Origin of the sequence: Streptosporangium amethystogenes subsp. fukuiense, assembly GCF_042665875.1 — a bacterium.
GTDB lineage: Bacteria > Actinomycetota > Actinomycetes > Streptosporangiales > Streptosporangiaceae > Streptosporangium > Streptosporangium fukuiense.
The window spans coordinates 1,589,255-1,613,371 of the sequence record NZ_JBHTEE010000001.1 but is presented as its reverse complement, the minus strand read 5'-3'; the positions used below and the strand labels follow the sequence as shown (position 1 = coordinate 1,613,371).

Annotated in this window: 19 protein-coding genes; 5 read left to right on the top strand and 14 right to left on the bottom strand. The window is 71.9% G+C overall.

Features of this window, described 5'->3' with window-relative positions; translation table 11 throughout:
* Positions 1-63: 63 nt before the first annotated feature.
* Positions 64-240 carry an MbtH family protein gene (locus ACFQVD_RS06935; RefSeq protein WP_343974500.1) on the top strand — a complete coding sequence of 59 codons (177 nt, stop codon included), beginning with the start codon at positions 64-66 and terminating at the stop codon, positions 238-240.
* Entirely contained in the window at positions 237-1,508 is a 1,272-nt protein-coding gene (locus ACFQVD_RS06930) for a Zn-dependent hydrolase (RefSeq protein WP_343974503.1), read from the top strand. The genes ACFQVD_RS06935 and ACFQVD_RS06930 overlap by 4 nt, the downstream gene beginning before the upstream one ends.
* 190 nt (positions 1,509-1,698) lie before the next feature.
* On the opposite strand, the gene ACFQVD_RS06925 is transcribed toward ACFQVD_RS06930, so the two are convergent.
* The 3 genes from ACFQVD_RS06925 to ACFQVD_RS06915 form a co-directional block, all read right to left on the bottom strand.
* Positions 1,699-4,872 (bottom strand): AfsR/SARP family transcriptional regulator, encoded by a 3,174-nt coding sequence (locus ACFQVD_RS06925; RefSeq protein ID WP_343974506.1) that lies wholly within the window; start codon positions 4,870-4,872, stop codon positions 1,699-1,701.
* Between the two features lie 512 nt (positions 4,873-5,384).
* Complete coding sequence (locus tag ACFQVD_RS06920; RefSeq protein WP_343974509.1) at positions 5,385-5,828, bottom strand: hypothetical protein; 444 nt, start codon at positions 5,826-5,828, stop codon at positions 5,385-5,387.
* A gap of 212 nt (positions 5,829-6,040) precedes the next feature.
* Entirely contained in the window at positions 6,041-6,676 is a 636-nt protein-coding gene (locus ACFQVD_RS06915; RefSeq protein WP_343974512.1) for a hypothetical protein, read from the bottom strand.
* 7 nt (positions 6,677-6,683) lie between these two features.
* Here ACFQVD_RS06915 and ACFQVD_RS06910 point away from each other — a divergent pair, with 7 nt between their 5' ends.
* Positions 6,684-7,064, top strand: coding sequence for a hypothetical protein (locus tag ACFQVD_RS06910; protein ID WP_343974516.1), 381 nt, complete (start codon positions 6,684-6,686; stop codon positions 7,062-7,064).
* Positions 7,065-7,318: 254 nt separating this feature from the next.
* Here ACFQVD_RS06910 and ACFQVD_RS06905 read toward each other — a convergent pair whose 3' ends face one another.
* Positions 7,319-7,912, bottom strand: a complete 594-nt coding sequence (locus tag ACFQVD_RS06905) for a TetR/AcrR family transcriptional regulator (RefSeq protein ID WP_343974519.1) — start codon at positions 7,910-7,912, stop codon at positions 7,319-7,321.
* A gap of 137 nt (positions 7,913-8,049) precedes the next feature.
* On the opposite strand from ACFQVD_RS06905, the gene ACFQVD_RS06900 reads away from it, so the two are divergent.
* The gene (locus ACFQVD_RS06900) at positions 8,050-9,312 is read left to right on the top strand and encodes a metal-dependent hydrolase family protein (RefSeq protein WP_343974522.1); all 1,263 of its coding nucleotides are present in this window, start codon (positions 8,050-8,052) and stop codon (positions 9,310-9,312) included.
* A 242-nt stretch (positions 9,313-9,554) separates the two neighbouring features.
* On the opposite strand, the gene ACFQVD_RS06895 is transcribed toward ACFQVD_RS06900, so the two are convergent.
* The 5 genes from ACFQVD_RS06895 to ACFQVD_RS06875 form a co-directional block, all read right to left on the bottom strand.
* Complete coding sequence (locus tag ACFQVD_RS06895) at positions 9,555-10,163, bottom strand: nucleotidyltransferase domain-containing protein (RefSeq protein ID WP_343974525.1); 609 nt, start codon at positions 10,161-10,163, stop codon at positions 9,555-9,557.
* Between the two features lie 38 nt (positions 10,164-10,201).
* Positions 10,202-12,412 carry a S9 family peptidase gene (locus ACFQVD_RS06890; RefSeq protein ID WP_343974528.1) on the bottom strand — a complete coding sequence of 737 codons (2,211 nt, stop codon included), beginning with the start codon at positions 12,410-12,412 and terminating at the stop codon, positions 10,202-10,204.
* Positions 12,412-14,199, bottom strand: a complete 1,788-nt coding sequence (locus ACFQVD_RS06885; protein WP_343974531.1) for an N-acetylglutaminylglutamine amidotransferase — start codon at positions 14,197-14,199, stop codon at positions 12,412-12,414. Before ACFQVD_RS06885 ends, ACFQVD_RS06890 begins: the two co-directional genes overlap by 1 nt.
* A 54-nt stretch (positions 14,200-14,253) precedes the next feature.
* Complete coding sequence (locus ACFQVD_RS06880) at positions 14,254-16,791, bottom strand: carboxylate--amine ligase/circularly permuted type 2 ATP-grasp protein (protein ID WP_343974533.1); 2,538 nt, start codon at positions 16,789-16,791, stop codon at positions 14,254-14,256.
* A gap of 211 nt (positions 16,792-17,002) precedes the next feature.
* Positions 17,003-17,395 carry a hypothetical protein gene (locus tag ACFQVD_RS06875; protein WP_343974536.1) on the bottom strand — a complete coding sequence of 131 codons (393 nt, stop codon included), beginning with the start codon at positions 17,393-17,395 and terminating at the stop codon, positions 17,003-17,005.
* Positions 17,396-17,586: 191 nt separating this feature from the next.
* Here ACFQVD_RS06875 and ACFQVD_RS06870 point away from each other — a divergent pair, with 191 nt between their 5' ends.
* A complete protein-coding gene (locus tag ACFQVD_RS06870; protein ID WP_343974539.1) occupies positions 17,587-18,237 on the top strand; it encodes a class I SAM-dependent methyltransferase in 651 nt (216 codons plus the stop codon).
* 57 nt (positions 18,238-18,294) lie between these two features.
* Here the strand turns inward: ACFQVD_RS06870 and ACFQVD_RS06865 are convergent, their stop codons facing one another.
* Genes ACFQVD_RS06865 through ACFQVD_RS06845 form a run of 5 tightly spaced genes read right to left on the bottom strand, consistent with a single transcriptional unit; the run spans position 18,295 to position 24,113 of the window.
* Positions 18,295-19,935 carry an ABC transporter ATP-binding protein gene (locus ACFQVD_RS06865; RefSeq protein WP_343974542.1) on the bottom strand — a complete coding sequence of 547 codons (1,641 nt, stop codon included), beginning with the start codon at positions 19,933-19,935 and terminating at the stop codon, positions 18,295-18,297.
* Positions 19,932-20,720: an ABC transporter permease gene (locus tag ACFQVD_RS06860; protein WP_343974545.1), complete on the bottom strand. Its 789-nt coding sequence runs from the start codon at positions 20,718-20,720 to the stop codon at positions 19,932-19,934. The genes ACFQVD_RS06865 and ACFQVD_RS06860 overlap by 4 nt, the downstream gene beginning before the upstream one ends.
* Entirely contained in the window at positions 20,717-21,724 is a 1,008-nt protein-coding gene (locus tag ACFQVD_RS06855) for an ABC transporter permease (RefSeq protein ID WP_343974548.1), read from the bottom strand. The genes ACFQVD_RS06860 and ACFQVD_RS06855 overlap by 4 nt, the downstream gene beginning before the upstream one ends.
* Positions 21,721-23,262 carry an ABC transporter substrate-binding protein gene (locus ACFQVD_RS06850; protein ID WP_343974551.1) on the bottom strand — a complete coding sequence of 514 codons (1,542 nt, stop codon included), beginning with the start codon at positions 23,260-23,262 and terminating at the stop codon, positions 21,721-21,723. The genes ACFQVD_RS06855 and ACFQVD_RS06850 overlap by 4 nt, the downstream gene beginning before the upstream one ends.
* On the bottom strand, positions 23,250-24,113 hold the full coding sequence (locus ACFQVD_RS06845) for a class I SAM-dependent methyltransferase (protein ID WP_343974554.1): 864 nt from the start codon (positions 24,111-24,113) through the stop codon (positions 23,250-23,252). The genes ACFQVD_RS06850 and ACFQVD_RS06845 overlap by 13 nt, the downstream gene beginning before the upstream one ends.
* Positions 24,114-24,117 lie beyond the last annotated feature (4 nt).

The following is a 24,117-nucleotide window of genomic DNA, read 5'->3' as shown; positions in this document are numbered from 1 at the left end:
CACCTTTCGGACGCACGCCGTGCGGGACGACTCGACCACGATCGGTGACCTGGAGGTTCTGACGTGAGCACCTACGTAGTGGTGGTCAACCACGAGGAGCAGTACTCCATCTGGCCGCACGACCGGGCCCTGCCCGCCGGGTGGACCGCCACCGGAGTCCTCGGCGGCCGGGACGACTGCCTGGCGCACATCGAGCGGGTCTGGACGGACATGCGCCCCAGATCCCTGCGTACGCCATGACCGTCCTGCAGGGGACCCGGCCCCGTGTCAACGCCGGGCGTCTGGTGGAGCAGGTGGCCGGGCTCGGCGCCATCGGCGCGGTGCCCGGCGGCGGAGTGACACGGCTGGCGTTCACCCCCGGGGATGTGGAGGGCCGCGCCTACGTCGCGCGGCTCATGGAGGAGGCCGCCCTGGCCGTACGGATCGACGCGGCCGGCAACCTGATCGGCCACCGCCCCGGCGCCGTGCCGGGAGCGCCCGCGCTGGTCCTGGGCTCGCACATCGACACGGTGCCGGACGGCGGCGCCTACGACGGGGCCTACGGGGTGCTGGCCGGCGTCGAGGTGGCCAGGACCCTGCACGAGGAGGGCGTGCGGCTGAACCACCCGCTCGCGGTGGTGGCCTTCTGCGACGAGGAGGGCGCCCACGGGACGATGGGCATGCTGGGCTCGCACGGCTTCGCCGGGGTACTGCCGCCCGGCGCGGCACGCGTCCTGGACGATCGCGGCATCCCGGTCGCCGACCTGCTGGCCGCGGTCGGGGGTGACGCCGAGCGGCTGGCCGAGGCCGCCTGGTCACCCCGCGACATCGCCGCCTACCTGGAGCTGCACATCGAGCAGGGAGCGGTGCTGGAACGCCTGGGCGTACCGATCGGGGTGGTGGAGACGATCACCGGGCGGGTGAACGTCTCGGTCACGGTCGACGGCGTGGCCGGGCACGCGGGCACCACGCCCATGGAGCACCGGGCGGACGCGCTGGACGGCGCCGCCCGGCTGGTGCTGGCCGTGCGGGCCATCGCCGCCGACGAGCGGGTGGTGCTGCGCGCCACCACCGGGACATGCGCCGTCGAGCCCGGCATGTGGAACGTCGTCCCCGGCAGGGTCCGGCTGGGGGTGGAGTTCCGCGACACCTCGGCCGGGGCGCTGGAGGCGGCACTGGCGCGGCTGGCCGAGGCCGCCGCGGAAGTGGCCGGCGCGACCGGCACCCGCGTCACGGTCGTCCCCGGTGCGCGCACCTCTCCGGTCGACTGCGACGCGGACCTGCGGGAGCTCATCGCCCGCGCCTCGGCCGAGCAGGGCCTGCCCTACCACCGCCTGCCCAGCGGCGCCGGCCACGACGCCCAGATCGTGGCGCGGATCGCGCCCGTCGGGATGATATTCGTGCCGAGCAGAGACGGGGTGAGCCACGCCCCCGGGGAGTACACCGCCCCCGAACACCTGGCGTGGGGAGCGGACGTGCTGCTCACGGCGGTGCTGATGCGCGACGCGACCCCGGATATCAAGCGGTAGCCGATGTGATATCGACTCGATCGCGCCTCATTCTACGTTTGTCGCAGAACGGAAGAAGGAAAGAAAACACCACGAATGAATGAGGTTGAAAATGTCTCGGTGGATTACCTGGGTCGCGAAGGTCACCGCCACTGCCGCACTCCTCACCCTGCCTGTGGCCGTCGTTCAGGGTACGATCACCGCAGCCTCGTCAGTCGCTCACATCACTGGCGACAGCACATGGACCTGATGATTCAACGGAAATTCCCGATAAAGTAGCCAGTCGCGCCCTGATCAGCCGGTAATCCTCGGAATCGGTATCGGTACAACAATCCAGGGCGCGATTCAGCGCATCGGAGGCGGCGGCCTCGTCCCCTTTGAGGACGAACACCTCCCCCAGCGCGGACAGTGCCCTGAACTGCCACAGCCGGGTATCCAGCTCGGTGGATATCTCGAAGGTCTCGAGCAGATAGGCCACCGCCTCGTCGAACCGGCCGCGCCGGGCGTGCAACTGGCCGAAGGCCAGGTGGATCCGCGCCTCCACGAAGCGCTCACGCACCCCCTGGGCGATGGCCAGTGCCTCGTCGAGACTCTCCACGGCGGCCTCCAGCCGGTTCTGGCGGACCTGTATCTCCCCCAGCCCACACAGGATGTACGCCTGCCCGATGTCGTCCTGCCGCTCCCTGACCAGGGCGAGCGCGGCCCGGGAGGTCGCCTCCGCCTCCCCCAGCCGCTCCTGGCGCAGCAGTGTCTCCCCCAGCCTGTTGAGTATCTGCGCCTGCCCCCGCTCACTGCCCAGCTGCCGGAAGACCTCCAGGGCCTGTCTCAACAGGGGTTCGGCGAGCTCCACTCTCCCCTGGTCGACGTGGACCTGGGCGATGCCACCGAGCACGTGGGCCTCGGCGAAGCGGTCCCCGACCGCGACGAAGATCCTCTTCGCGGTGAGGAACCCGTCGAGCGCCGTGTCGAAACGGCCCGCGAGCCGGTCCAGCAGCGAGATGTTGCGCAGCGCCAGCGCCATCCCGTACGAGTCCTCAAGCCGTTCGAACAGCTCACGCGCCGCCCACAGGCACTCGCCCGCCCGCTCCGGCATCTGCTGGAAGAGGTGCATGCTTCCCGTCGAGCAGAGAACGGCCGCCTCACCGCGCAGATCGCCGGCCCGACGAGCGGCGGCGAGCGCCGTCTCATGGGTGGTGCGCCAGTCGTCGAAGTGGCTCCGGGCCTCGAACAGGGTGGTGGCGGTGACGGCGAGGTCCCAGCACAGCTCGGACGCGCCGATGTGGGCGGCCTGTGAGATGGCGGCGACCAGAGCGCCGCGTTCGGCGTCCAGCCAGTCGAGTGGCCGCTCCAGGAGCTCGTCCGCCTCGGCCGGCCGCCACCGGGGCACCGTGCCGTGCAGCTGGGTGAAGGCCCCGCCGTACTCTCGCTGGTGTGCCTCCTCGGCCAGTACGAGCCAGCAGCTCAGGGCGCGGGTGACGGCGGCGAGCCGGTCCTCGGGCGGCTCCTCCTCATCGGCCCGCTCCCTGGCGTACAGCCGCACCAGGTCGTGGAAGCGGTAGCGGATCTGGTCGGCGCCGTCGGGGCCGAGCACCTCGACGAGCTGGGCGTCCACCAGCTGGTCGATCAGGTCCTCGGCGTCGAGGCCGTCGATGTCGAGCAGCGCCGCGCCCGCCCAGGAGGCGAAGTCGGGCGCCTCGAGCAGCCCCAGCCTGCGGAACATCAGCGCCGCCTCGGGGTTCAGGTCGCGGTAGCTGAGGGCGAAACTGGCCCGTACGGTCAGCTGGCCGTAGCTCAGCTCGTCCAACCGGCGCCGCTCGTCGGCGAGACGCTTGGCCAGGCGGGCCGGGGTCCAGTACGAGCGGGTGGTGAGACGGGCGCCCACGATCCGCAGTGCCAGCGGCAGCCCGTCACACAGCTCGCCGAGCAGTGCGGCGGCCTTGGGGTCCTCGTCCATGACCACGGAGTCGGCGACCCCGGCGAGCAGCGCGGCGGAGTCCGCCGCGCCCAGCACCTCCAGATGGATCACGCTGGCGCCCTCCCTGGCGGCCAGGTCGCCCAGTGGGTCCCTGCTGGTCACGATCACACAGCAGGTGCCGGAGCCGGGCAGCAGCGGCCTGACCTGGTCGATGACCCGGGCGTTGTCCAGCAGCAGCAGCACCTGGCGCCTGCCGATTACGGTGCGCAGCAGGCCGGCGCGCTCGTCCAGGTCCTCGGGGATGCGCTCCCCGGCGATGCCGAAGGCCCGCAGGAAGCGGTCCATGACCGCGCCGGGGGTCAACGGCTGGGCGTTGAGGTCGTAGCCGCGCAGGTTCACGAAGAGCTGGCCGTCGGGGAACCGGGAGGCGACCCGGTGCGCCCAGTGCACGGCGAGTCCCGACTTGCCGACCCCGCCCACCCCGGTGATGAGCGCGATGGTGAGCAGCCCCTGGCCGATCCGTTTGTCCAGCAGCGCGTCCAACTCGGCGATCTCGGTGGTCCTGCCGACGAAGTAGGGCGCGTCCGCGGGCAGCTGCGCGGGCACCACCCCGTGCTCGACCGGGGCCGCCGCGACGGGCTCCGCGGGCACGGGCTCCGGTCCGGCGGCGGCCTCGGAGGCGGGCATGCTCACCCGGACGGGTGCCGGGGTCAGCTCGGGGGCGTCGCGCAGGATGGCGTCGTGCAGGGCCTGCAACTCGGTGCCCGGCTCGATGCCGAGCTCCTCGACGAGTTGCATCCGCCCGATCCGGTAGGTGTCGAGCGCCTCCGCCCGGCGCCCGCACCGGTATCTGGCCAGCATCAGCTGGGCGCGCAGCCGCTCGCGCAGGGGGTTGGCGTCGACGAAGACGGCGAGGTCGTCGATCAGCTCCCGGTGTCGGCCGAGGGCGAGCTCCAACTGGACGCGCTCCTCGGTCAGTGTCAGCTGACGGTCGTCCAGCCGTCGCGCCTCGGACTCGACGAACGCGCTCTCGATGCCCGCCAGGACCGGGCCGCGCCACAGACCGCACGCCTCGGCGAACAGCCGGGCGGCGCCGGAGAGGTCGCCGGCGCTCTCCGCGGCCCTCGCCTTGGTGGCGAGGCGCTCGGCGAGCAGGACGTCGACCTGGGAGGGGTCGGCCTGCAGGATGTATCCGGGCGAGGAGGTGCCGAGCAGATTCGCCGGGGCGCCCGCCTCCAGGAAGGCCCGGCGAAGCCCGGAGACACAGATGACCACCTGGCTGCGGGCGGTGGGCGGTGGGTGCTCACCCCATATCGCCCCGGCGAGCAGGTCAACGGGGGCGACCCGTCCCGCGCGCAGGATGAGGGTGGCGAGAATAATTCGCTGGCGTGACCCTCCGATCGAGACCCGTTGCTCACCTACCAGGACTTCAAGTGGACCGAGAACGCGAAACGACAGAGCAGTGTCCATGCGCCACCATCAGGGAGTGTCCGACTGCCCCTTGCGTAGGGTGAATTACCTATTCACGAAAAACACCATTTCAGCAGCATTTATCATGAGATGTCCAGTCTTATTTTGCGGGCGCGGCCCAACACGGCACCACTTGCGGGATTGTTGGAGATTACCGCGGCCGGACATCCGTATTCACACCGAACGACGCAGCCGGAACCACGAGGGGCCAGGCCCGGCGTGCGCGCACCGGCGAAACGGGAACCCCGGAAACGGGGACGCTCCGGCGCGAGCCGGAAGCCGCCTGTGAGCGCGCTCACAGGCAACGGAACCGGAAGAACGCGAAGAGACACGACAGAGCAGGGCGCCTCCCCGAAACCCCGCCCTCCGAAGCGAAGCGATCACCTGGCGGGGCGACCCTCCCGGCCCGAGGACAGCCGGCGGTTCGTCTCACCTTCCACCGGAGTCCCCCAGCCCGGTCACGGCTTGAGGGACTCCGATATGTGTCATCCGATCAGGCTCAGGCCGAACCCTCAGGCCAAGCCGGCCTGAAGGCACTTCTTGAGCGCGTCCCTGGAGCTCTGGTGCAGGGGCGCGACCTTCGAAAGCGCCGCGTCACGCGCCTGCAGATACTTGGCCCCGGCGGCGTTGTACGCCTCCAACGCCTTCTTGGCCGCGGGATCCGCCTCCGCCGCCCCCGCCCCGAGCGGTTGCGAGGGCGTCTTCTGCGAGAGCTTGCCCACGTCCGCGGCGGCGCCGACCTTCACCAAGGCCTCGTGGGCGGCCTTGACCTCCGGAACGGCATCGACGCCCGCGATGGCGTCCTCGGCGTCCAGCAGCGCGAGATGCTCCTGGGCACACGCGGTCGGCGCGGGAACGGTCGCGCCATCGGTGGCGGCGGTGGCGATACCGGCGGTGGCCAGGGTGGCGAGCAGGCCGACGACGGCGAACCCCGCCGCGGCGATGCGGATGTGCATGGGTACTCCCATTGGTGCTGAGGGTTGATCTGCACGTGACCTCATGCGCCATGATGACCATGAGTAATCGCCGGGACACCTCAAGTTCACCCCAAGGATCGTGAGCACCGCGCACTCCCACGACCCCAGCCGGGACATCGGCCACAATCCGCCGCCCCGCTCATCCCGATCACGGACCGGGCCGCCACCACCGGGGCGAGACGACGGGAGGATCAGGGCAGGCCGTTCCTGCTCTTGTAGTCGTTCCAGACCTGCACGCAGTAGGCGTAGCGCCAGTCACCGGAGGGCAGATGGCGGCAGGCGTAGGCGGCGCTGATACCGGCGGCACCCCCGCCTCCGGCGCTCGGATCCGGCGGCCCGCTCCTGGACGCCGAGGGCGAAGGCCTCCTGGCCTCCGGGGCACCCGTCCTGGCCGTACGGGGCTGCGACCTGGCCTTGCGCACCCCGGAGCGCGACCGCTCCGATGCGACACCTCCGGCGTTCCCTCGGCCGCCGGTGGCACTTCCGGTGGCACCGCCCGCCTCCCGTCCGACACCTTCGGTCACCGGCGTGGCGCTCCCGGCCTCGCCCGGCCCGGCGCCGGTCCACGTCGAACCTCGGCCCTCCCGGCTCTCGCCGCGCCGCTCCACCCGCTTGACCCACTCGTTCCCGGGCCTTCCGGCAGGGCCGAAAAGGGGCCGCTCCAGATCGTGGCGCGGCGTCTTCCGCCGCCCTGCCACCCTCTCCCTGCCCTCCAAGGTCTTCCGCTCTCCCGCGAAGCCCCCCGCCCCGGCCACCGGGGCTCGCGGTGACGTGAACACCGTGTCGTGATCCGCGACGAGACGCCCCGCGGGGGACGCGGGCACCATGCTCGCGATGGGCGTACCCGCCCACGGGGACCAGCCGGACGACCAGACACCGACCCCCGCGGCGACGAGGAACCCGGCGACCAGTGCCGGCCCCAGGAGCTGGTCGCGCGAGAGCCTCGACCACGGCCGCAGCCAGGGGCTGGGCGGCGGCGGCATGGAGAACGGCCTGCTGTCGAGGTATGTCCAGGAGCGGCGGGCCGACGGCCAGACGGTGTCGTCACCCGTCTCCTCGTCCTTCCTGTGCCGCGCGGCCCTGTGGGGTGCCGGTGGCCCATCGGGCTCGGGGAGGGTCGCGGGCCCGGCGGAGCGCGGCGAATCCGGCGGGCGGAGCCACGAGTCGCTGTACGGCATGCGCCCTCGCGGTCTGGCGTTGAGGCCGTGGCCGTGAGTCCGATCATGCTCACCGTACATCTCGCCTCCCGTATCGCGTCCGACCTCCCCCAGCCTGGCAAAAATCACACACTGTATGCGGCCCATGACAGTACGGTCTTACCGATCTGTTATCAGCAGCAGGCCGCAAAGATAAGGAAATGCGGCGAAAGACCGGCCTCGCCGGTAAAGGCGAGAGCCGCCCACGCCCTTTACAATGTAGATTCCTAAAATCTCCAGCGCCCCATCGGCCATCACGCCCCGAGCGGCGGCTCAGGGACCGGTCCAGCCTGTTTCCAGCAGGTCGAAGACGGCGTCGAGGGCACGCCGGGGGTCGGGCTCGCCGGCGGCGAGGTCGGGGACCTCCAGGACATAGCGGGCCAGCGCGCGGACGGTCATGTCGCCGGGATCGCGCCCCGACTCCGCCGCGATGATCTCGGCCAGGGCATCCTGACTGCGGTTCCAGAGTCTGCGCTGGTAGCCGCGGAGCGCGGGGGTGCTCATGACCAGTTCGGTACGGCGCCTGAGCTGCGGGGAGAGGGTGGCGGCGAAGGGGCCGCGGGCGGCCAGGAACTCACGCAGCGCCCGCAGGATGGGCTGCCCTTCGGGCCGGTCGCGGACCGCGGCGACGATGCCGTCACGGCGTTCGCTCCCGTCGTCGAAGATCAGGCTCTCCTTCCCGTCGGGGAAGTACGCGAAGACGGTGGCGATGGCGGTGTCGGCCTCTTCGGCGATCTGGGCGATCGTCACGCTGTCATAGCCGTGCCGCAGGAACAACCCGATCGCGGCGTCACTCAACGCCTGCCGGGTCTGGGCCTTTCTGCGCTCGCGGCGCCCCATGGTCTGCACGCCGCCCAGGCTACCCAACTCCAGAACGATACAAAATATGAACTGATTTCAAATTTAGAGTCATTCTGGATATAGTCGCGACAGCAGCCGGCGGACCACCAGAAGGTGATCAAATGACTGCATTCCGTGACGACTGATGCGAATAGGAGGACAGCATGGCTACAGCGATCGTCAACGCGCGTGTCTTCGACGGGGAACGGGTGCTGGGCGAGCCGACCGTCGTGATCGACGGAGGGATCATCAGCTCGGTCGGGGAACAGGCCCCCGCGGGGGCCGACACGGTCGACGCGCGCGGCGCCACGCTGCTACCGGGCCTGATCGACGCTCACGTGCACACCGGCGAGCAGGCACTGGCACTGGCGTTGCGGTTCGGGGTGACGACCGAGCTGGAGATGCAGGGCACCAACACCGGGAACAACCGGGCGCACATCACCGGCAACGACGCGATGGCCGACGTCCGCTCGTCGGGTATGGGCATCACCCCGCCCGGCGGGCACCCCAGCGAGCTGATCCCCAAGGATTTCGACCCCCGCGAGCACAGCGAGAACGCCGGAGGCCGGAAGCCCGGGGGCGAACCACCGGTGATGCCGTTCTCGACCACCCCCGAGGAGGCCGTCGCCTTCATCCCCCGGCTGGTCGCGGGCGGCTCGGACTACATCAAGTTCATGATCGACGATGGTTCCGTCGAAGGCCACCCCGGTCTGCCCATGCTCGACCAGGCCACGCTGAACGCCGGGGTCGCCGAGGCGCACCGGCACGGCATGCTGACCGTCGCGCACGCGCTCACCGTGGACGCGACCAGGATGGCGATCGAAGCGGGCATCGACGGCCTGGCACACCTGTTCATGGACCGGCCGCACACCGGCGAGATCATCGACCTCATCGCGCGGGCGGGGATGTTCGTCGTCCCCTGCGTGGTGCTGAACGCCTCCATGATGGGCATCACCGGCGCCGAGTTCGCCGCCGACCCGCGCGTGTCCTCCCGCCTGGACCAGGCGTGGCTGGAGACGTTGCGCTCCAGCTTCGACCGCTACCCCCAGGGCGACATCGACGACGTCCTGGCTTCGGTCAAGGCCCTGCACGACGCGGGAGTGGACATTCTCACCGGCACCGACGCGTCGATACCGGTGCCGTTCCTGGGCGGTCTCGCGCACGGAGCCAGCGTCCACCACGAACTGCGCTACCTCGTCCAGGCCGGTCTCACCCCCACCGAGGCGTTGCGCTCGGCCACCGCCACCACCGCGCGCCGGTTCGGTCTCGACGACCGCGGCCGCATCGCGCCGGGGCTCCGCGCCGACCTGCTCCTGGTCGACGGCGACCCCACCGTCACCATCGCCGACACCCTCAACACCCGCGCCGTCTGGCGCCGCGGCACCCGCCTGCCCACCCCACGACCGGCCCCCCACCCGGCCGGGTGAAGCTCCCGGGCCGTACGCTGCTTCCTGTCCTCTGAGGGAAACGATTCGGGAACGTCGAGGAGGGGCCGGCGGGCCTGCGGCGGGTGCCCGGAGCGGAGCTGGGTGTCACCCTTGAAGCAGGCCAGGCGAAGGGAGGAGAACCAGTCGAACCATTCCGCCGGGGTGCTCCCAGGATGTCCTCGGCGTGGTTTCCGAGCCCACATCGGTATCTACGACCTCCGCCTGACGGTCGGCTCTTTCGCTCAGCGGCGGAGGCGCGCCTGCCAGGGGTGGGTTCCGTGTTCGGTCGCCAGAGCCTCGTCCAGCCATGCCCTTCGCACGTCGTCAAGCCGGGGCAGGACCTCGTCGAAGTCGAGTTCGTCCTTGGGACGTGGCGACTTGGCCTTGTACAGGAGCTGGATCTCCGGTGCGATCCGTGAGAAACCGTCCTCGGCGACCGTGAACGACGCCAGCGGACGGCGAATCCTCGGATCTCGCCGGTACACCCAGTCCTGCCCGTCGGCCTCGTCGAGCATCAGTTGGATCCGCCACGGACCGTCGGGGTCCTCGCGGACCCAGACGTCATGGACGCCCGGCGGGAGGATCTCGCCCTGTGGCCAGTGGCGCAGCGTACCCGGCGGGTCGGCGGCCCAGCAGTCCCATCCCGCGAGCAACCGGCGCGCTGCGGCCTGGTCCCGGCGGAGGATCCCGACGTCGATGTCCGCGTGCTCGCGGTAGGCGCGGCCGACCTCCAGCTCGATCGCGTATCCTCCGCCGATCCACCAGGGCGTCTCCAGTCCGCCGAACAGCTCGACGACCTCGGCCAATGGAGCCGGCTCCCATGCTCCCCACGGTGTCTGCGTACGCGGCATGTCGTCATTGTCACCGAGCCTGCCCCTGTGGGAAAGCCTCATGCCGGGTCGGGGGCGGTCAGGTGCCAGCTGAGCCATTCGACGACGTTCTTGACGAAGGTCACCCGGTTGGCGAGCTGCCGGATCTCGTGCCCCTCGTCCTCGAACAGCAGCAGCTCGCAGGGTATGCCACGGGCCCGCGCCTCCCGCAGCACCTGCTCGGCCTCGTACACCGGGACGTTGGTGTCGCGGGCGCCGTGCACGACCAGCAACGGGGCGGCCAGCCGGTCGAAGGAGTGCAGGGGCGACAGCACCCGCAGCAGGTCACGGTCGGCGACCGGGTGGCCGTACTCGCTGACGGCCGCCGCGGCGATCCACGGCTCGGTCCGGTCGTAGAAGGTCTCGAAGTCGGCCATGCCGCAGACGTCGACCCCGGCGCGGAAGAGGTGGGGGTGGGTGACGAGGGCGGCCAGCGTCAGGTAGCCGCCGTAGGAGCGTCCCATGCAGGCGATCCTGGCCTCCTCGGCGACACCCGACCGCGCCAGTTCGACGGCGCAGTCGGCGACGTCGTCGATCGCGTCGAAGCGGAGCCCGTGGTTGTCGGCGTTGCGGAAGGCCCTGCCGAACCCGGACGAGCCGCGGACGTTCGCCGCGAGCACCCCGATACCGGCGGCCAGCAGGTTCTGGAACAGCGGGTTGAAGGTGGGCCGTTCCTGGCTCTCCGGACCGCCGTGCAGGTAGACGACGAAGGGCATCGGGCCCCGGGCTCCGGGGACCCGGTAGAGCCAGCCGGTCAGCTCCATGCCGTCGCGCGCCTGGAAGCGCATCAACTCCGCCTCGGCCGCCCCGGCGACCGGGGAGTCCCCCGCGATCCGCCGGTAGCCGCCGTTCTCCAGATCGCAGAGCACCACGTGGGAGGGGGCGCCGGGCCCCTCGACCGCCAGGACGGCCAGGCTGCCGTCCAGGGAGACCCTGATCGAGGAGACCACCTCGGCGGGCAGCGGCGGGAGCGGACGCACCGCACCGGTGTCCAGCTCGATCACCTCCAGTTCCGACCGTCCGCTGTCGTTCCACGCCAGGACGGCGCGGTGGCCGTTGGCACTCAGCGCGAACTGGTCGAGTTCGGCGTCCAGTCGCTCGGCCAGCACGACCTGCGTGCCGTCCTCACCCACCGCGAGTAGCGCGGCCCGGTCGCGGCCGACGTCGGACAGCAGGTAGGCGACCGTCCCGTCCGGAGAGAGGATGCCGTAGTCGGTGGAGCCGTTCAGCCCCGCCAGCAGCGGCTGTTCCCCGGGTCCTGGAAGATCGCCCGCGGCCTCGTCGGGCAGCCCCGAGGGCAGGCCGGGCGGGAAGTCCTCAAGATGGCCTTCGGGAAGGTCGGAGCGGAGCCCGGCCGGAGGGGCGGCGGACGGACCGGAGCACAGGCCGGGAGTGAGGTCCTCGGGAAGTCCCGCGACGAGGTCCCCGGTCTCCAGGGGGCCGGGGGCGAGATCTCCCGGAGCGGACAGAGCGGACGCGAGTGCCCCGGGACCCGCGGAGCCGTCGGGACCGGACATGCCCGAGGTGAGGTCGCCGGGATGGGCGGCGGGAAGGCCGGTGGGATCACCGGGGAAGGCGGGAAGGTCGGCCGCGTACATCCGGCGCACGCCGCGCGGGCCGCGCCGCAGCAGCATCCGGCGGTGGTCACGGCTGATCGCCGCCGGGTGCATCAGCGCGCCGCCCGCGACGACCTCCCGGCTGCCGGAGCTCGCGTCGATGAGCACCGCGTCCGTACGGCCGGACGCGGAGACCTCGGCGACGAGAAGGATCTCCCCCTGCCCGGTCCAGCGTACGAACGACGCCGATCCCCCCTCCGGCGCGGCCAGCGGGCGCAGGTCGCTCCCGTCGGGCCTGACCGTCCAGACCTGGGTGTGCTCCCCGCCGCCCGGCACGACGAGGACGGCCAGCCGCCGGGCGTCGGGAGACCAGCTCACGTCGGCGGCGGGCTCAGGACCGGTGTCGAGAGACCACGCCTCCGCCTCTCCCCCGGCCGGCCCCCCGGCCGACCCTCCGGCCGACCCTCCGGCCGACGACGTCTCGACGCCTCCTCCCTGGAGCAACGCCTCCAGATCGCCGCCCAGAAGCTGGACCCAGACGCGCGGAGAGCCGTCCCTGTCGGCGATGAACGCGACGGCGCTCAGGTCGGGCGCCAGCGCGGGCGCCCGGCAGTTCCAGGCGGTCAGGCCGGTGCCCGCCGAGGGGCGGGCACCGGCTCCCGGCATGTCGGCCATCAGACTCCCTGTGCCTGCAACCACAGCTCCAGGAGTCCGAGCTGCCACAGTGCGTTCGCTCCCAGGGTGGTGCGGTGCTCGTCCGGTGCCGCGAGCAGCTTGTCGACGTACGGCTGGTCGAACAGGCCGCGTGACCGCGCGGCCTGCCCGGTCAGCGCGTCCCTGACGAGTTCCAGGAACGGACCGTGGATGTGCCTGATGGCGGGGACCGGGAAGTAGCCCTTGGGCCGGTCGATGATCTCGGCGGGCAGCAGCCCGCGCGCGGCGTCCTTCAGGACGCCCTTGCCGCCGGAGGCGATCTTGAGGTCGGGAGGGCAGGCCGCCGCCAGCTCGACCAGCTCGTGGTCGAGGAACGGAGTCCTGGCCTCCAGCCCGAAGGCCATGGTCATGTTGTCCACCCGCTTCACCGGGTCGTCGACGAGCATGACCTCCGTGTCCAGGCGCAGCGCCGCGTCGAGCGCGGTGTCGGCACCGGGCGCCGCGAGGTGGCGCCGGACGAACTCGCCGCTGACGTCCCGCTCCGGCATGTACTCGGGCGACAGGATCCCGGCCAGCGTCCCGTGCGAGCGGTCGAAGAACTCCCCGGCGTACGTGACGGCCGCGTCCTCGCGCGACACGCCGGCCAGTGGCGGGTACCAGCTGTAGCCGGCGAACACCTCGTCGGCGCCCTGGCCGGACTGGACCACCTTGACGTGCCTGGAGACCTCCTGCGACAGCAGGTGGAAGGCGACGCAGTCGTGGCTGACCATCGGCTCGCTCATCGCCCGCACCGCGTGTTCCAGGGCGGGCAGCAGGCGGGTGTCGTCGACGGGGATGCGGTGGTGGTCGGTGCCGAACTCATCGGCGACCAGGTCGGAGTAGGCGAACTCGTCGCCCCGCTCCCCGCCCGCCGCGGAGAACCCGATGCTGAAGGTCGACAGGCCCGCCTGCCCCTCTTCGGCCAGCAGCGCGACGATCAGGCTGGAGTCCAGGCCGCCGGAGAGCAGCACGCCCACCGGCACGTCCGCGACCATGCGCCTGCGCACGGCCACGCGCAGCCGGTCGAGCACCGCCTCGCGCCACTCGGAGGGGGACGGTCCGGCGTGGTCGGGCAGGGCCGAGCGGGTGTAGGGCGGCTGCCAGTAGCGGCGGTCGGTGACGGTGCCGTCGGGCTCGACGGTGCGCACGGTGGCCGGGGGGAGTTTCCGCACACCGGTCAGGATGGTGCGCTCGACCGGCACCACCGAGTGGAAGGTCATGTAGTGGTGCAGTGCCACCCGGTCGATGCCGGTGTCCACTCCTGTTCCGGCGAGCAACGCGGGCAGTGTGGAGGCGAACCGGAGGCGATCGGCGTCCTGGGAGAGGTACAGGGGCTTCACCCCGAGGCGGTCACGGCCGAGGGTCAGCCGGCCGGTGTCCCGCTCGGCGACCGCGAAGGCGAACATGCCCTTGAAGTGGTCGACGCAGTCGATCCCCCAGCGGTGGAAGGCCTTCACCAGCACCTCGGTGTCGGAGGTGGAGAAGAAGCGGTAGCCCCGGCCCTCCAGCTCCTCGCGCAGCTCACGGTAGTTGTACAGGCACCCGTTGAAGACCGCGGTCAGGCCGAGGTCGCTGTCCGTCATCGGCTGGGCGCCCCGGTCCGACAGGTCGATGATCTTCAGGCGCCGATGGCCCAGCGCGACGGGTCCCAGCGACCACAGGCCCGACCCGTCGGGACCCCGATCGCTCATCACCTCGCTCATCCGGGCCACCGCGGCGACGTCCGCGGGACGGCCGTCGAACCGGATCTCACCGCTCAGACCGCACATCGGCACCTCCCGATGACCCGCTCGTCCCGCAGCCGGGCGGACTCGGCCCTGAGGTCACACATCGGCGTCCCCTCCCGGCAGCCAGGTGTCCTTGGAACCGCCGCCCTGGGAGGAGTTGACGATCAGGCTGCCGGCCGGTGCGACGCGGGTCAGCGCCGCCGGCGGCACCGTCGCCGTCTCCCCGAGGCAGACGAAGGCCCGCAGGTCGACCACGCGCGGGCTCAGCCGCTCCCCGTCAAAGGTCGGGTGCGTCGACAGCTGGACCGTCTCCTGGGCGACCCATCCCTGGGGCGCGGCGAGGATCTTCTCCCTGATCCTGCCGAGCTCCTCGGCGGACGCCTCGGGACCGACGACCACGCCCTGGCCGCCGAATCCGTCCACCGGCTTGACGACCAGCTCGGCCAACCGGTCGAGCACCTGCTCGCGGTCCGCGGCGTCGCGGCACAGGTAGGTGGTGACGTTGTCGATGAGCGGCTCCTCGCCCAGGTAGTACTCGATGAGGCGGGGCACGTACCGGTACAGGCACTTGTCGTCGGCGACGCCGTTGCCCGGCGCGTTGGCCAGGACGAGCGTGGAGCGTTCGACGGCGTCCATGATCTCCGGCCCCAGGGGGCCTTCGAGCAGCTCGTTCTCGTCGACCCGGCGGTAGAGCACGTCGATCCTGCGCCCCGCGGCCTCCAGATGACCGTTCCCGATCTCCAGGTCGGCCGGGACCACCAGGATCGCCCCCATCTCCTCGGCGAGCATCCGGTGTTCGTAGTAGGCGGAGTCGTCCGGTCCCGCCGAGACCACGGCGATGGCCGGCGAGTCGGCCGTGCCCGCCGCCGTGCCCGCCGCGAGCAGTGCCTCCCGCAGTGTCCGCAGGCTCTGCCGCGGATCGGCGATTCCCTCGCCGGGGACGAGTTCCGGCAACAGCTCGGCCATCAGGTGCCTGTTGGTCACCGCGTATCCGAGGCCGGAGGGCACCCGCAGGTTGTCCTCCAGCACCGCCCAGCGGCCGACGTGGTCGCGGACCAGATCCAGCCCGGCCACGGCGCAGCGCACGGTACCCGGCGGCACCCTCCGCCCGTGCTCGCGGTAACCGGGGGACTCGTCGACCACCCAGGCGGGGAGCACACCGTCCCCGATGATCTCGCGCTCACCGTACACGTCGCGCAGGAACGCCTCCAGCGCCCGCACCCGCTGCGGCAGCGCCCGCTGGATCTCGGCCCACTCGCCGGGCGGGACCAGCCTTGGGATCAGGTCGAACGGGAAGATCCGGCTCTCGCTGCCGCCCTCCACGTGGAAGGTCATGCCGTTGCGACGCTGGTAGTCGTCGCGGATCCGCTCCCTGCCGCGCAGGCCGCGGGCGCCCAGCCGGTCCAGGGCCCGCAGCACCGGCTGGTAGGACTCGCGCACCGTGCCCTCGATGATCGCCTCGTCGCCGGGGGCGTCGTAGCCGTCGAGGAGACTGGTGTGCATCCTCGGTGTCGGCCCGCCGAAGGCGGTCTCCCAGTCCTCGGACCGGGTCTCGGCGATGACGAGGTCGACCACGTCGGCCAGCCGGCCGTCGCGGGCGAACGCCTCGCGCTGGCGGGCCGAGGAGCTTCCCCGCGCCAGCGACTCCCGGACCAGGGACGCGACGAGCTCGAGGTCGCCGGACTCCTCCAGCTGTGGCCGCAGGCCGTCCACCATCCTCCAGATCACCTCGGCGGCCGGGCCCGGGGTGCCCTCGACCGGGTCGACGAGCTCGCCCTCCAGCCCTGAGCGCGCCGCCCGCCACGTCGCGGCGCGGACCATCTCCAGCCGGACCGAGCGCTCGGGGCCGTGCTGCACCGCGTCCAGCTCCCTGGCCACCAGCGCCCGGAACAGGCCGGCGATCAGCACGATGTCGCCCACCCGGGGGCAGGCGTCGCACACTCTCAGCTCGACGGTGGGCAGGTGGGCCGAGGGCCGGATGTCGAAATAGATCATGCCGGGGTCGGTGATCACACCGGAGCTCACCAGCTCCCGCACCACCTTGTCGTACTCGGCGGCCGACTCGAACCTGGCCACGGGCCCCGCGGTGGGCCAGCGCTGCCAGAGCAGCGGACGGTAGCTGGCGTACCCGGTGTCGGCTCCCAGCCAGTACGGCGAGCTGGAGCTCAGGGCGAGCAGCGGGGGCAGCCAGGGGGCCAGGCGGTGGGCGACGGCCACTGCCAGGTCACGGTCCTCGACCTCGGCGTGGAACTGCGTGCCGCAGATCAGCTGCTCGCGGGTGAGCAGCTGGTAGTCGGCGAGCATCTGCTCGTAGCGGGGGTCCGGGGAGATCTTCAGCGCCGCCAGGTCCACCAGCGGCACGCTCCCCGCCGCCACGATCCCGAGCCCGAGACCGTCCGCCGCCTGGATCACCGTGCGGCGCAGCGCGGTCAGGTCGTGCCCGAGGTCCTCCAGATGCACGAAGGGCCTGCTGTTGGCCTCCACCACCGAGCGCTGCAGCTCATGGGTGAACCGCTCCGCCGGTAACTGCTCCAGCAAGACACCGGCCCGTGGGACGAGGTGCCGGGTGTCGACATCGACGACGTGGAACTCCTCTTCGACGCCGACCGCGATCGGCCCCGCCAGACCCGCCATTTCATCACTCCTGAAGTACGCCGACTCACCGGAATTTTTTGTCCTTTGCCCGAAAAAAGCAGTTCCGCACTTCACGGGCCGTTCCGGAGAGAATCGGAACCATGAACTCACTCTCCGTGATCGGACGGGGCCCTCCCCCGCGACCCCGCCCGGTCGTCGGCGGTGAGTCGGAGACGCCTGGCGAACTTCCCTCGGCCAAGGCCGAGGAGTCTCACCGAATCTCGGGCGGATCCTTGGGCGACGGGCCGAAGGTGTCGGGAAAGGCACGGTCTCCGAGCGTCTCCGGATCATCCGGCGTGCCGGACGGATCGAGGAGGTGCCGCACGGGCGGCCTGTCGAGGAATGTGGAGACGGCCTCGACCACCCCCTCCCCCAGCGGGCGGAACGCGTCGACCACTGCCTGGGCGGGCGGGCCGAGGCGGCTGCCGACCTCCTGGAGAAGATCTTCCAGCACCTGCGGCAGTGGCGGCACCGGCAGGCCCAGCTGGGACTTGGAGTGAGCCTTCTCCGGCGGCGTCCAGCGCATCGAGTCGTCACTCATGGCGAGCCATTCGTCGACGGCCCCGTCGATGGAATCGAGCACGTGATCGGAATCGTCTGGCATGGCGGCTCCCCTCACCGACCGGGATCCGATAAGACGACGGTACCTCGCCACGCCATTACCGGGCAGAGGCGGGTCGGCGGCGGAAGCCTCGCGGACGGCTTCCGGGCCGTCCATCCCCGGTACCGCGGAAGTTCGATCATCAAAGCCCGCTAAACTGGCATAACCCCCTCAGCTGGGGGAATGAGCTGTCGGTGCTCTCTCAAACTCGTCCCGCCGGCGGGGACACGCTCACCTTCCTCCGTGCGATCATGCGTAACCCCCAGCAACTGGGCGCGATCGCACCCAGTTCGAAGGCCGTCGCCCGCCTGGCCGCGTCGGTGGTCCCGGCCACTCCCGGAGCCGTGGTCGTCGAACTCGGCGCCGGCGGCGGGGTGATCAGCGACGCGATCCGCGACCGGCTGCCACCCGGAGGGCGACAGCTCGCCGTGGAGGTCAACGAGGGCATGGTGAGCCATCTGCGACGCAGCAGACCCTGGCTTGAGGTGATCGCCGCCGACGCGGGGGACCTGGGCAAGCTGCTGAGGCAGGCCGGCCTGTCCCACGCCGACGCGATCGTCTCCTCCCTTCCCTGGACCCTGTTCGAGGAGGCGCGGCAGAGGCGCGTCCTGGAGGAGATCTCGGCCTCGCTCGTCCCCGGCGGCACCTTCAGCACCGTCACGACGCTGACCGTGCTGCCGCTACAGCGCTTCCGGCACTTCCGCGGCCTCATGGAGGGCACCTTCGCCACCGTCGGCACCCTGGGCCCGATCTGGCGCAACGTGCCGCCCGCCCTGGTGTACACCGGGGCCCGGGCAGGTGAGCGGCCGGTGGAAGACCTCCCCGGCGAGCCGGGCGCGGGCTGACCGCCGTCGCCCCCCGGAGTGACCCCGGCGGCGCGACGACCACCGGCCGGCGCAGGCTCATCCCTGGTCCCGCTGGAGGACCTGCGCGTCGAGCAGGTCACGGGTCAGCGGGTGCCGGGGGCGGCCCAGGACGCGTGCCGCGCTGCCCTCCTCCACGATCCTTCCCCGCGAGAGGACCGCGACCTGGTCCGCCAGCCGGGCGACGACACCCATGTCATGGCTGATCAGTATGAGGGTCAGACCGAACGCGCGGCGGAGCTCGCCGAGCAGGTCGAGAACGCCCGCCTGGGTGATCGTGTCCAGACCGGAGGTGATCTCGTCGCAGACGAGCACGTCGGGGGAGGCCAGCAGTCCGCGGGCGAGCGCCGCGCGCTGGAGTTCGCCGCCGGACAGCCCGGTGGGCCTGCGGGCCGCCGGAAGCGGGCCGAGCCCGACCCTGCCGAGCATCTCCAGGGCCGCGTCCGCCGCCTCGCCGCGCCCCATGCCGCGCAGCCGTACGGCGGTACGGCTCACCTGGTCGAGCACCGTCCGGTTCGGGTCGAAGGAGGCGTGCGCGTCCTGGAAGACGTACTGCACGCGGGCCAGGTCCGCACGGCGGCGCCGTGACGGTGACCGGGCCAGCGCCCGCCCGTCGAGCAGCACGGTTCCGCGTGTGGGCTCGTGCAGCCCCGCGACGCAGCGCGCGAAGGTGCTCTTCCCGCTTCCCGAACGCCCGACCAGTGCCACACACCGCCCGGCCGCCACCTCCAGCGACACGTCGTGAAGCACCGGCACCGAGCGGTGTCCCGCCGCCAGGTCCTTCACGGCGAGCCGGACCGGCCCAGGCGGGACCTCACAGGAGGCGGGACTCTCCGCTGTGACGGACGGGCTCCTCCAGCGGATCCCGTCCATCCGGCCGGCAGGCGGGCCCACCCTGGCGGGGGGCGAGGTCACCGGGGCTGGGGGCTGGCTCGCCGGGAGCCGGGCGGCGAGCAGACACCGGGTGTAGTCGTGCCGGGGCCGGGTGAGCACCTCCCCTGCCGGGCCGCTCTCCATCACCCGGCCTCCGCACAGCACGACGACGTGATCGGCGAGTGTGCGCACCAGCTCCAGGTCGTGGCTGAGCAGGACCACGGCGATGCCCCGCCCCACGAGGCCCTTCAGCTCGTCGACGACCTCCCGCCTGGTGACGGCGTCCTGACCGGTGGTGGGCTCGTCCGCCACGATCACCGACGGAGCCGTCAGGAGCGTCTGGGCCAGCACCAGGCGTTGCTGCTGGCCCCCGGAGAGCTGGTGGGGGTAGCGGCGCAGCAGGTCCTCCCCCCCGGGCAGTCCGGCACGGCGCAGCACGGACGAGATCCGCTCCGCCTCCCCCCTTCCGGATGCGCGCCGGTGTGAGAGCCCTCCCTGCCCGTACCTGGTCTCCGGCGGCGCGTGCCGCCGGGCGATCTCGCGCAGCACCGCGCCGACGCGGCGGACCGGGTTGAGCGCGGACGCGGGATGCTGCGGCAGGTAGCCCACCGTCCCGGCCACCTCGACCGTCCCGGACAGCACCACGCCGGGCGCGTGCTCACCGAGCAGCGCCCTGCCGATCGTCGTCTTGCCGCTGCCCGAGGCTCCGACCAGGGCGAGCACCCGTCCGGCGGCCAACCCGAAGGAGACGTCGTCGACCAGCCTGCCACCGCCGGCCTCGGCGCGCAGTCCCACGACGCGGATCACGCCGCCTCCCCTCGGCGTCCCCGCACCCCGTCGAAGAGCAGGTTGAGCCCGACGGACAGGCCGACCAGGAGCAGGGCGGGAACGACCACCGCCCAGGGCTGGAGGAACATGCCGGCGCGGTTGCGGTCCACCATCACCGCCCAGTCACCCGCGTCCGGGGGAACGCCGACGCCCAGGAAGCTCGCCGTCGCGACGAGATAGAGCGCGCCGACGGCGCGGACGCCCAGGTCGGCCAGGAGGGTGCGGAGCATCGACCGGCCCACGTACCCGATCGCCCGGCGCCACCAGCCCTCGCCCTGGAGCCACATCGCCTCCATGGCGGGCCTGGCGGCGATCTCCAGGGCCGCCGCGCGGGAGATCCTGGCCACCTCCGGCAGGCTGATCACGGCGACGATGACCGTCAGGGCCGGCGGTCCCGGCGGGGCGGCGGCGGCGAGCAGGATGAGCAGCAGCAGCGAGGGAATCGCCAGCAACAGGTCCAGGGGCCGCATCAGCAGCTCGTCGAGCCACCGGCGCCGGGTCGTCGCGGCCAGCACGCCAAGCGGCGTGCCGACGAGGAAGGCCAGGACGGTGGCGGCCAGGGCCACCAGCACGACCGTCCTGCCGCCGACGAGCACCTGCTGCCACACGTCGCGTCCGACGAAGTCCGTCCCCAGGAGGGATCCGGAGCCGAACGAGACGCCGCGGGGGCTCGGCTCGCCCGCGAACCAGGGGCCTGCGAGGGCGATCACCAGCGGCACGCCCAGCAGCGTCCCGCCCAGCGCCCACCTCGGCACAGGTCTCATGCCGTGCCTCCCGCGCGCGGGGCGAGACGGAACGCGACGACGTCGGCGAGGAGGTTCACGACCACGGTGGTGACCGCGAAGACCAGGGCGAGCCCCTGGATCACCGGGATGTCGCGCGCGGAGATCGCGCTCATCAGCGAGGTGCCGAGGCCGGGGATGACGAAGACGGCCTCGACGGTGATCACGCCGCCGAGCAGCCAGTCCGTGGTCCTGGCGAGCTGCTGCGCGGCCGGTGCCACCGCGTTGGGCAGGACGTGCGCCAACATCACCCGCCTGCCGGAGAGACCGAGCCTGCGAGCGTGACGGACGTACTCCGAGCCCAGGGCGTCGATCATCCCGGCCCTGACCAGTCTGCTGATCGAGCAGATCGGCCGGGCGAGCAGCGCCAGCAGCGGCAGCACCAGTACGGCCGGCTGCGCGAACAGGTTCGTGCCGACCCCCACCGCGGTGGGCGGAAACCAGCCGAGCCGCAGTGCGAACAGCGCGACCAGCACCACGGCGAGGGCGAACTCCGGCACCGAGTACAGGGCGACACCCGCCGCGGTCAGGATCCGGTCGGGCAACCGGCCCTCGCGGAGCGCGGCGACGACCCCGGCGGCCACGGCCAGCGGCACCAGGAGCAGCAGGGTGACGGCGGCGAGCTGAACGGTCGGCCCGGCGGCGTCGGCGAGGAACCCGGTGACCGGGCGCCCCGCCGTCAGCGATACCCCGAGGTCACCGTGGAGCAGGCCGAACAGCCAGTCGGCGTAGCGCGCGGGTGCGGGCCGGTCGAGCCCCAGTTCCTCGCGGATCCGCTCGATCCGCGCCGGGTCCGGCGCGTCACCGGCCAGCACCACGGCGGCGTCCCCCGGCAGCGCCTCGGTGAGGGCGAACACCAGCGCCGTGACCGCCACCACCTGCGCGAAGCCGAGCGCCAGGCGACGGGCGGCGTACCTGGGCAGGCTCGTCCGGTGTGCTCCGGCGGAGAGACGGGGTGCCGCGCGCGGGATCCGATTGCCCGTCAAGCCAGCCAGACCTTGTCGAAGCGGGCCCAGTCGAGGGTGTTGGCCGGAGCGTCGACGACGCCGCCCACTCCCGGTCTGGTCGCGACGAGCCAGTCGGCGAAGCCCCAGACGAGGTAGCCGCCCTCGGCGTGCTGCATGCGCTGCATCTCCGCGTAGACGTCGCGGCGGGCCCTCTCGTCGGCGAGCGAGACGGCCTTGGCGTAGAGCGCGTCGAACTCCGGGCGTCTCCACTTGGTGATGTTGGTGGTGGACGGGGTGAGCAGGCGCTGCGCGAAGTGGGACTCGATGGGCATCGCGCCGGAACGGAAGCAGCAAAGGCTGCCCCTGTCGAGGACGTCCTTCCAGTAGGTGTCCTTGTCACCCATGGCGACCTCGACATCGAACCCGGCCTGGCGCATCTGGTCGGCGAAGACGCTCGCGGACTCCACGAAACCGCCGGCCGCCGCGGAGGTGTCGAGCCGCACCTTGAGTCCCCTGGCACCGGCCTTGTCCACCAGCCACTTCGCCTTCTCCAGGTCGTGGGCGCGCTGGGGGATCTCCTCGGCGTAGTACTGGTAGCCCCTGCCGAACAGGTCGTTGCCGACCTGCCCGGCCCCGGCCAGCACGGTCTCCACCAGTTGCTCCCGGTCGGCCAGCAGGAACATGGCCTCGCGCAGGTTCCGGTCGTCGAAGGGTGGGCGGTCCAGTTTCATGGCGAAGGCCTGCATACCGCTGTTGGTGAGCCGCGTGACGGCCAGCCGGTCGTTGCCCCGGTAGGTCCGCGCGGTGGTCGCGGTGATGTCATGGGCGTAGTCGGCCTGCCCGCCGAGCAGGGCGTTGACGCGGGCCGGCTCCTCGTTGGCGATCAGGTACTGCAGTTCGTCGAGGTGGGGCGCGCCCTCCCAGTAGTCGGCGTTGCGCCGCAGCAGCAGAGAGCGGCCGGGTTCGAAGGAGCCGAAGCGGAACGGACCGGATCCGACCGGTCTGGTGAAGTCCTCGACGCCCTCGGGGACGACGAAGACACCGAAGGCCGCCAGGATGTTGGGGAACTCGGCGAACGGCCGCCTGAGCGCGAACTCGACGGCGCGCTCGCCGACGGCCCTGCTCGCAGCCAGGTCGATCACCGCCAGGGTGGTCTTGGCCCGGAAGGCGCGGGCGGGGTCGGCGATCCTCGCGTAGCTGTACAGGACGTCGTCGGCGCGGACGGGCCTGCCGTCATGGAAGGTCGCCTCGCGCAGGGTGACCCGCCACCTGGTGAGGTCCGCGGAGGGTTCCCAGCTCTCGGCGAGGCGGGGCAGGACGGACAGGTCGGGGCCGTAGTCGGCGAGCTTGTCGAACAGCGCCTTGGACCGGGAGGCCTCGACGAACAGGTTGGACAGGTGCGGGTCCAGGGTCTCCTGGGCCCCGCCCCCGGCGAACGCGGCGCGCAGCCGGCCCCCCTTCCGGGGCCCGCCCGTCGCGGCGGTCCCCGGCGCGGGGCCGGTGCCGCATCCGGCGAGCAGGGCGGCGGACAACCCGGCGGCGGTGCCGAGGAAACCGCGGCGGTTCAGGGAGTGCATCGGAAGGGGGTCCTTTCATCGGCCGAACGATCGGTCGGGTGATCTGCGGGACGGACCTCGGGACGGCCCGCCGGATCTCGCAGCCGGGCCACGAGGTGGAGCCGGTCGCCGGACAGCCCGGGCCACAGCGGCGCCCCGGGAGTCCAGGAGGGCCGGGTACGCGGCCCCGGCCCGTCGAACAGGGCCAGCACCTCGAATCCGGCGACGTCGAGGAAGTACTCCAGCTCCCGGGGAAAGAGCAGCCGCCAGGCCGAGCGCTGGTGCAGCGGCCCGGCACGTCCCGGCCACTCCCAGGTGCGGTGGCGACGGAGCAGCTGGGCGGCGTGGTCGATCCACAGGCGGGTGTGTGAGGTGTAGGCCACGCCCTTCCAGAGCACCGACGTGGTGACGGTGCCCTCCAGCAGCCCGGTGTCGCCGAGGAAGAAGGCGCCGTTGCGCATCTCGGCGACGAGCAGCCCGCCCGGCACCAGGTGCCCCCGGCAGCGGGACAGGAAGGCCGTCAGGTCGGCGTTCTCCTGGCAGTAGAGCAGCGCGCTGTCCAGGCAGGTGATCACGTCGAACCGGCGGCCGAGGTCGAACGACCTCATGTCGGCGTTGACGAACTCCACACCCGGGTGCCGGCCGCGCGCGTGGGCCAGCATCGGTTCGGAGAGGTCCAGGCCGGTGACGGTGTAGCCGTTGCGGGCCAGGTGACCGGCATCGCGGCCGGTGCCGCAGCCGATGTCGAGGAGCCGGCTCCCGCCGCCGAAGCGGCGTGCGACGTCGTCGGCGAAACGGGCGGCGAGGTGGTCGGGGTCGGGGAAGCGCAGCTCGTACAGCTCGGGATTGTCGGTCAGGAGGTTCACGGCCACACCG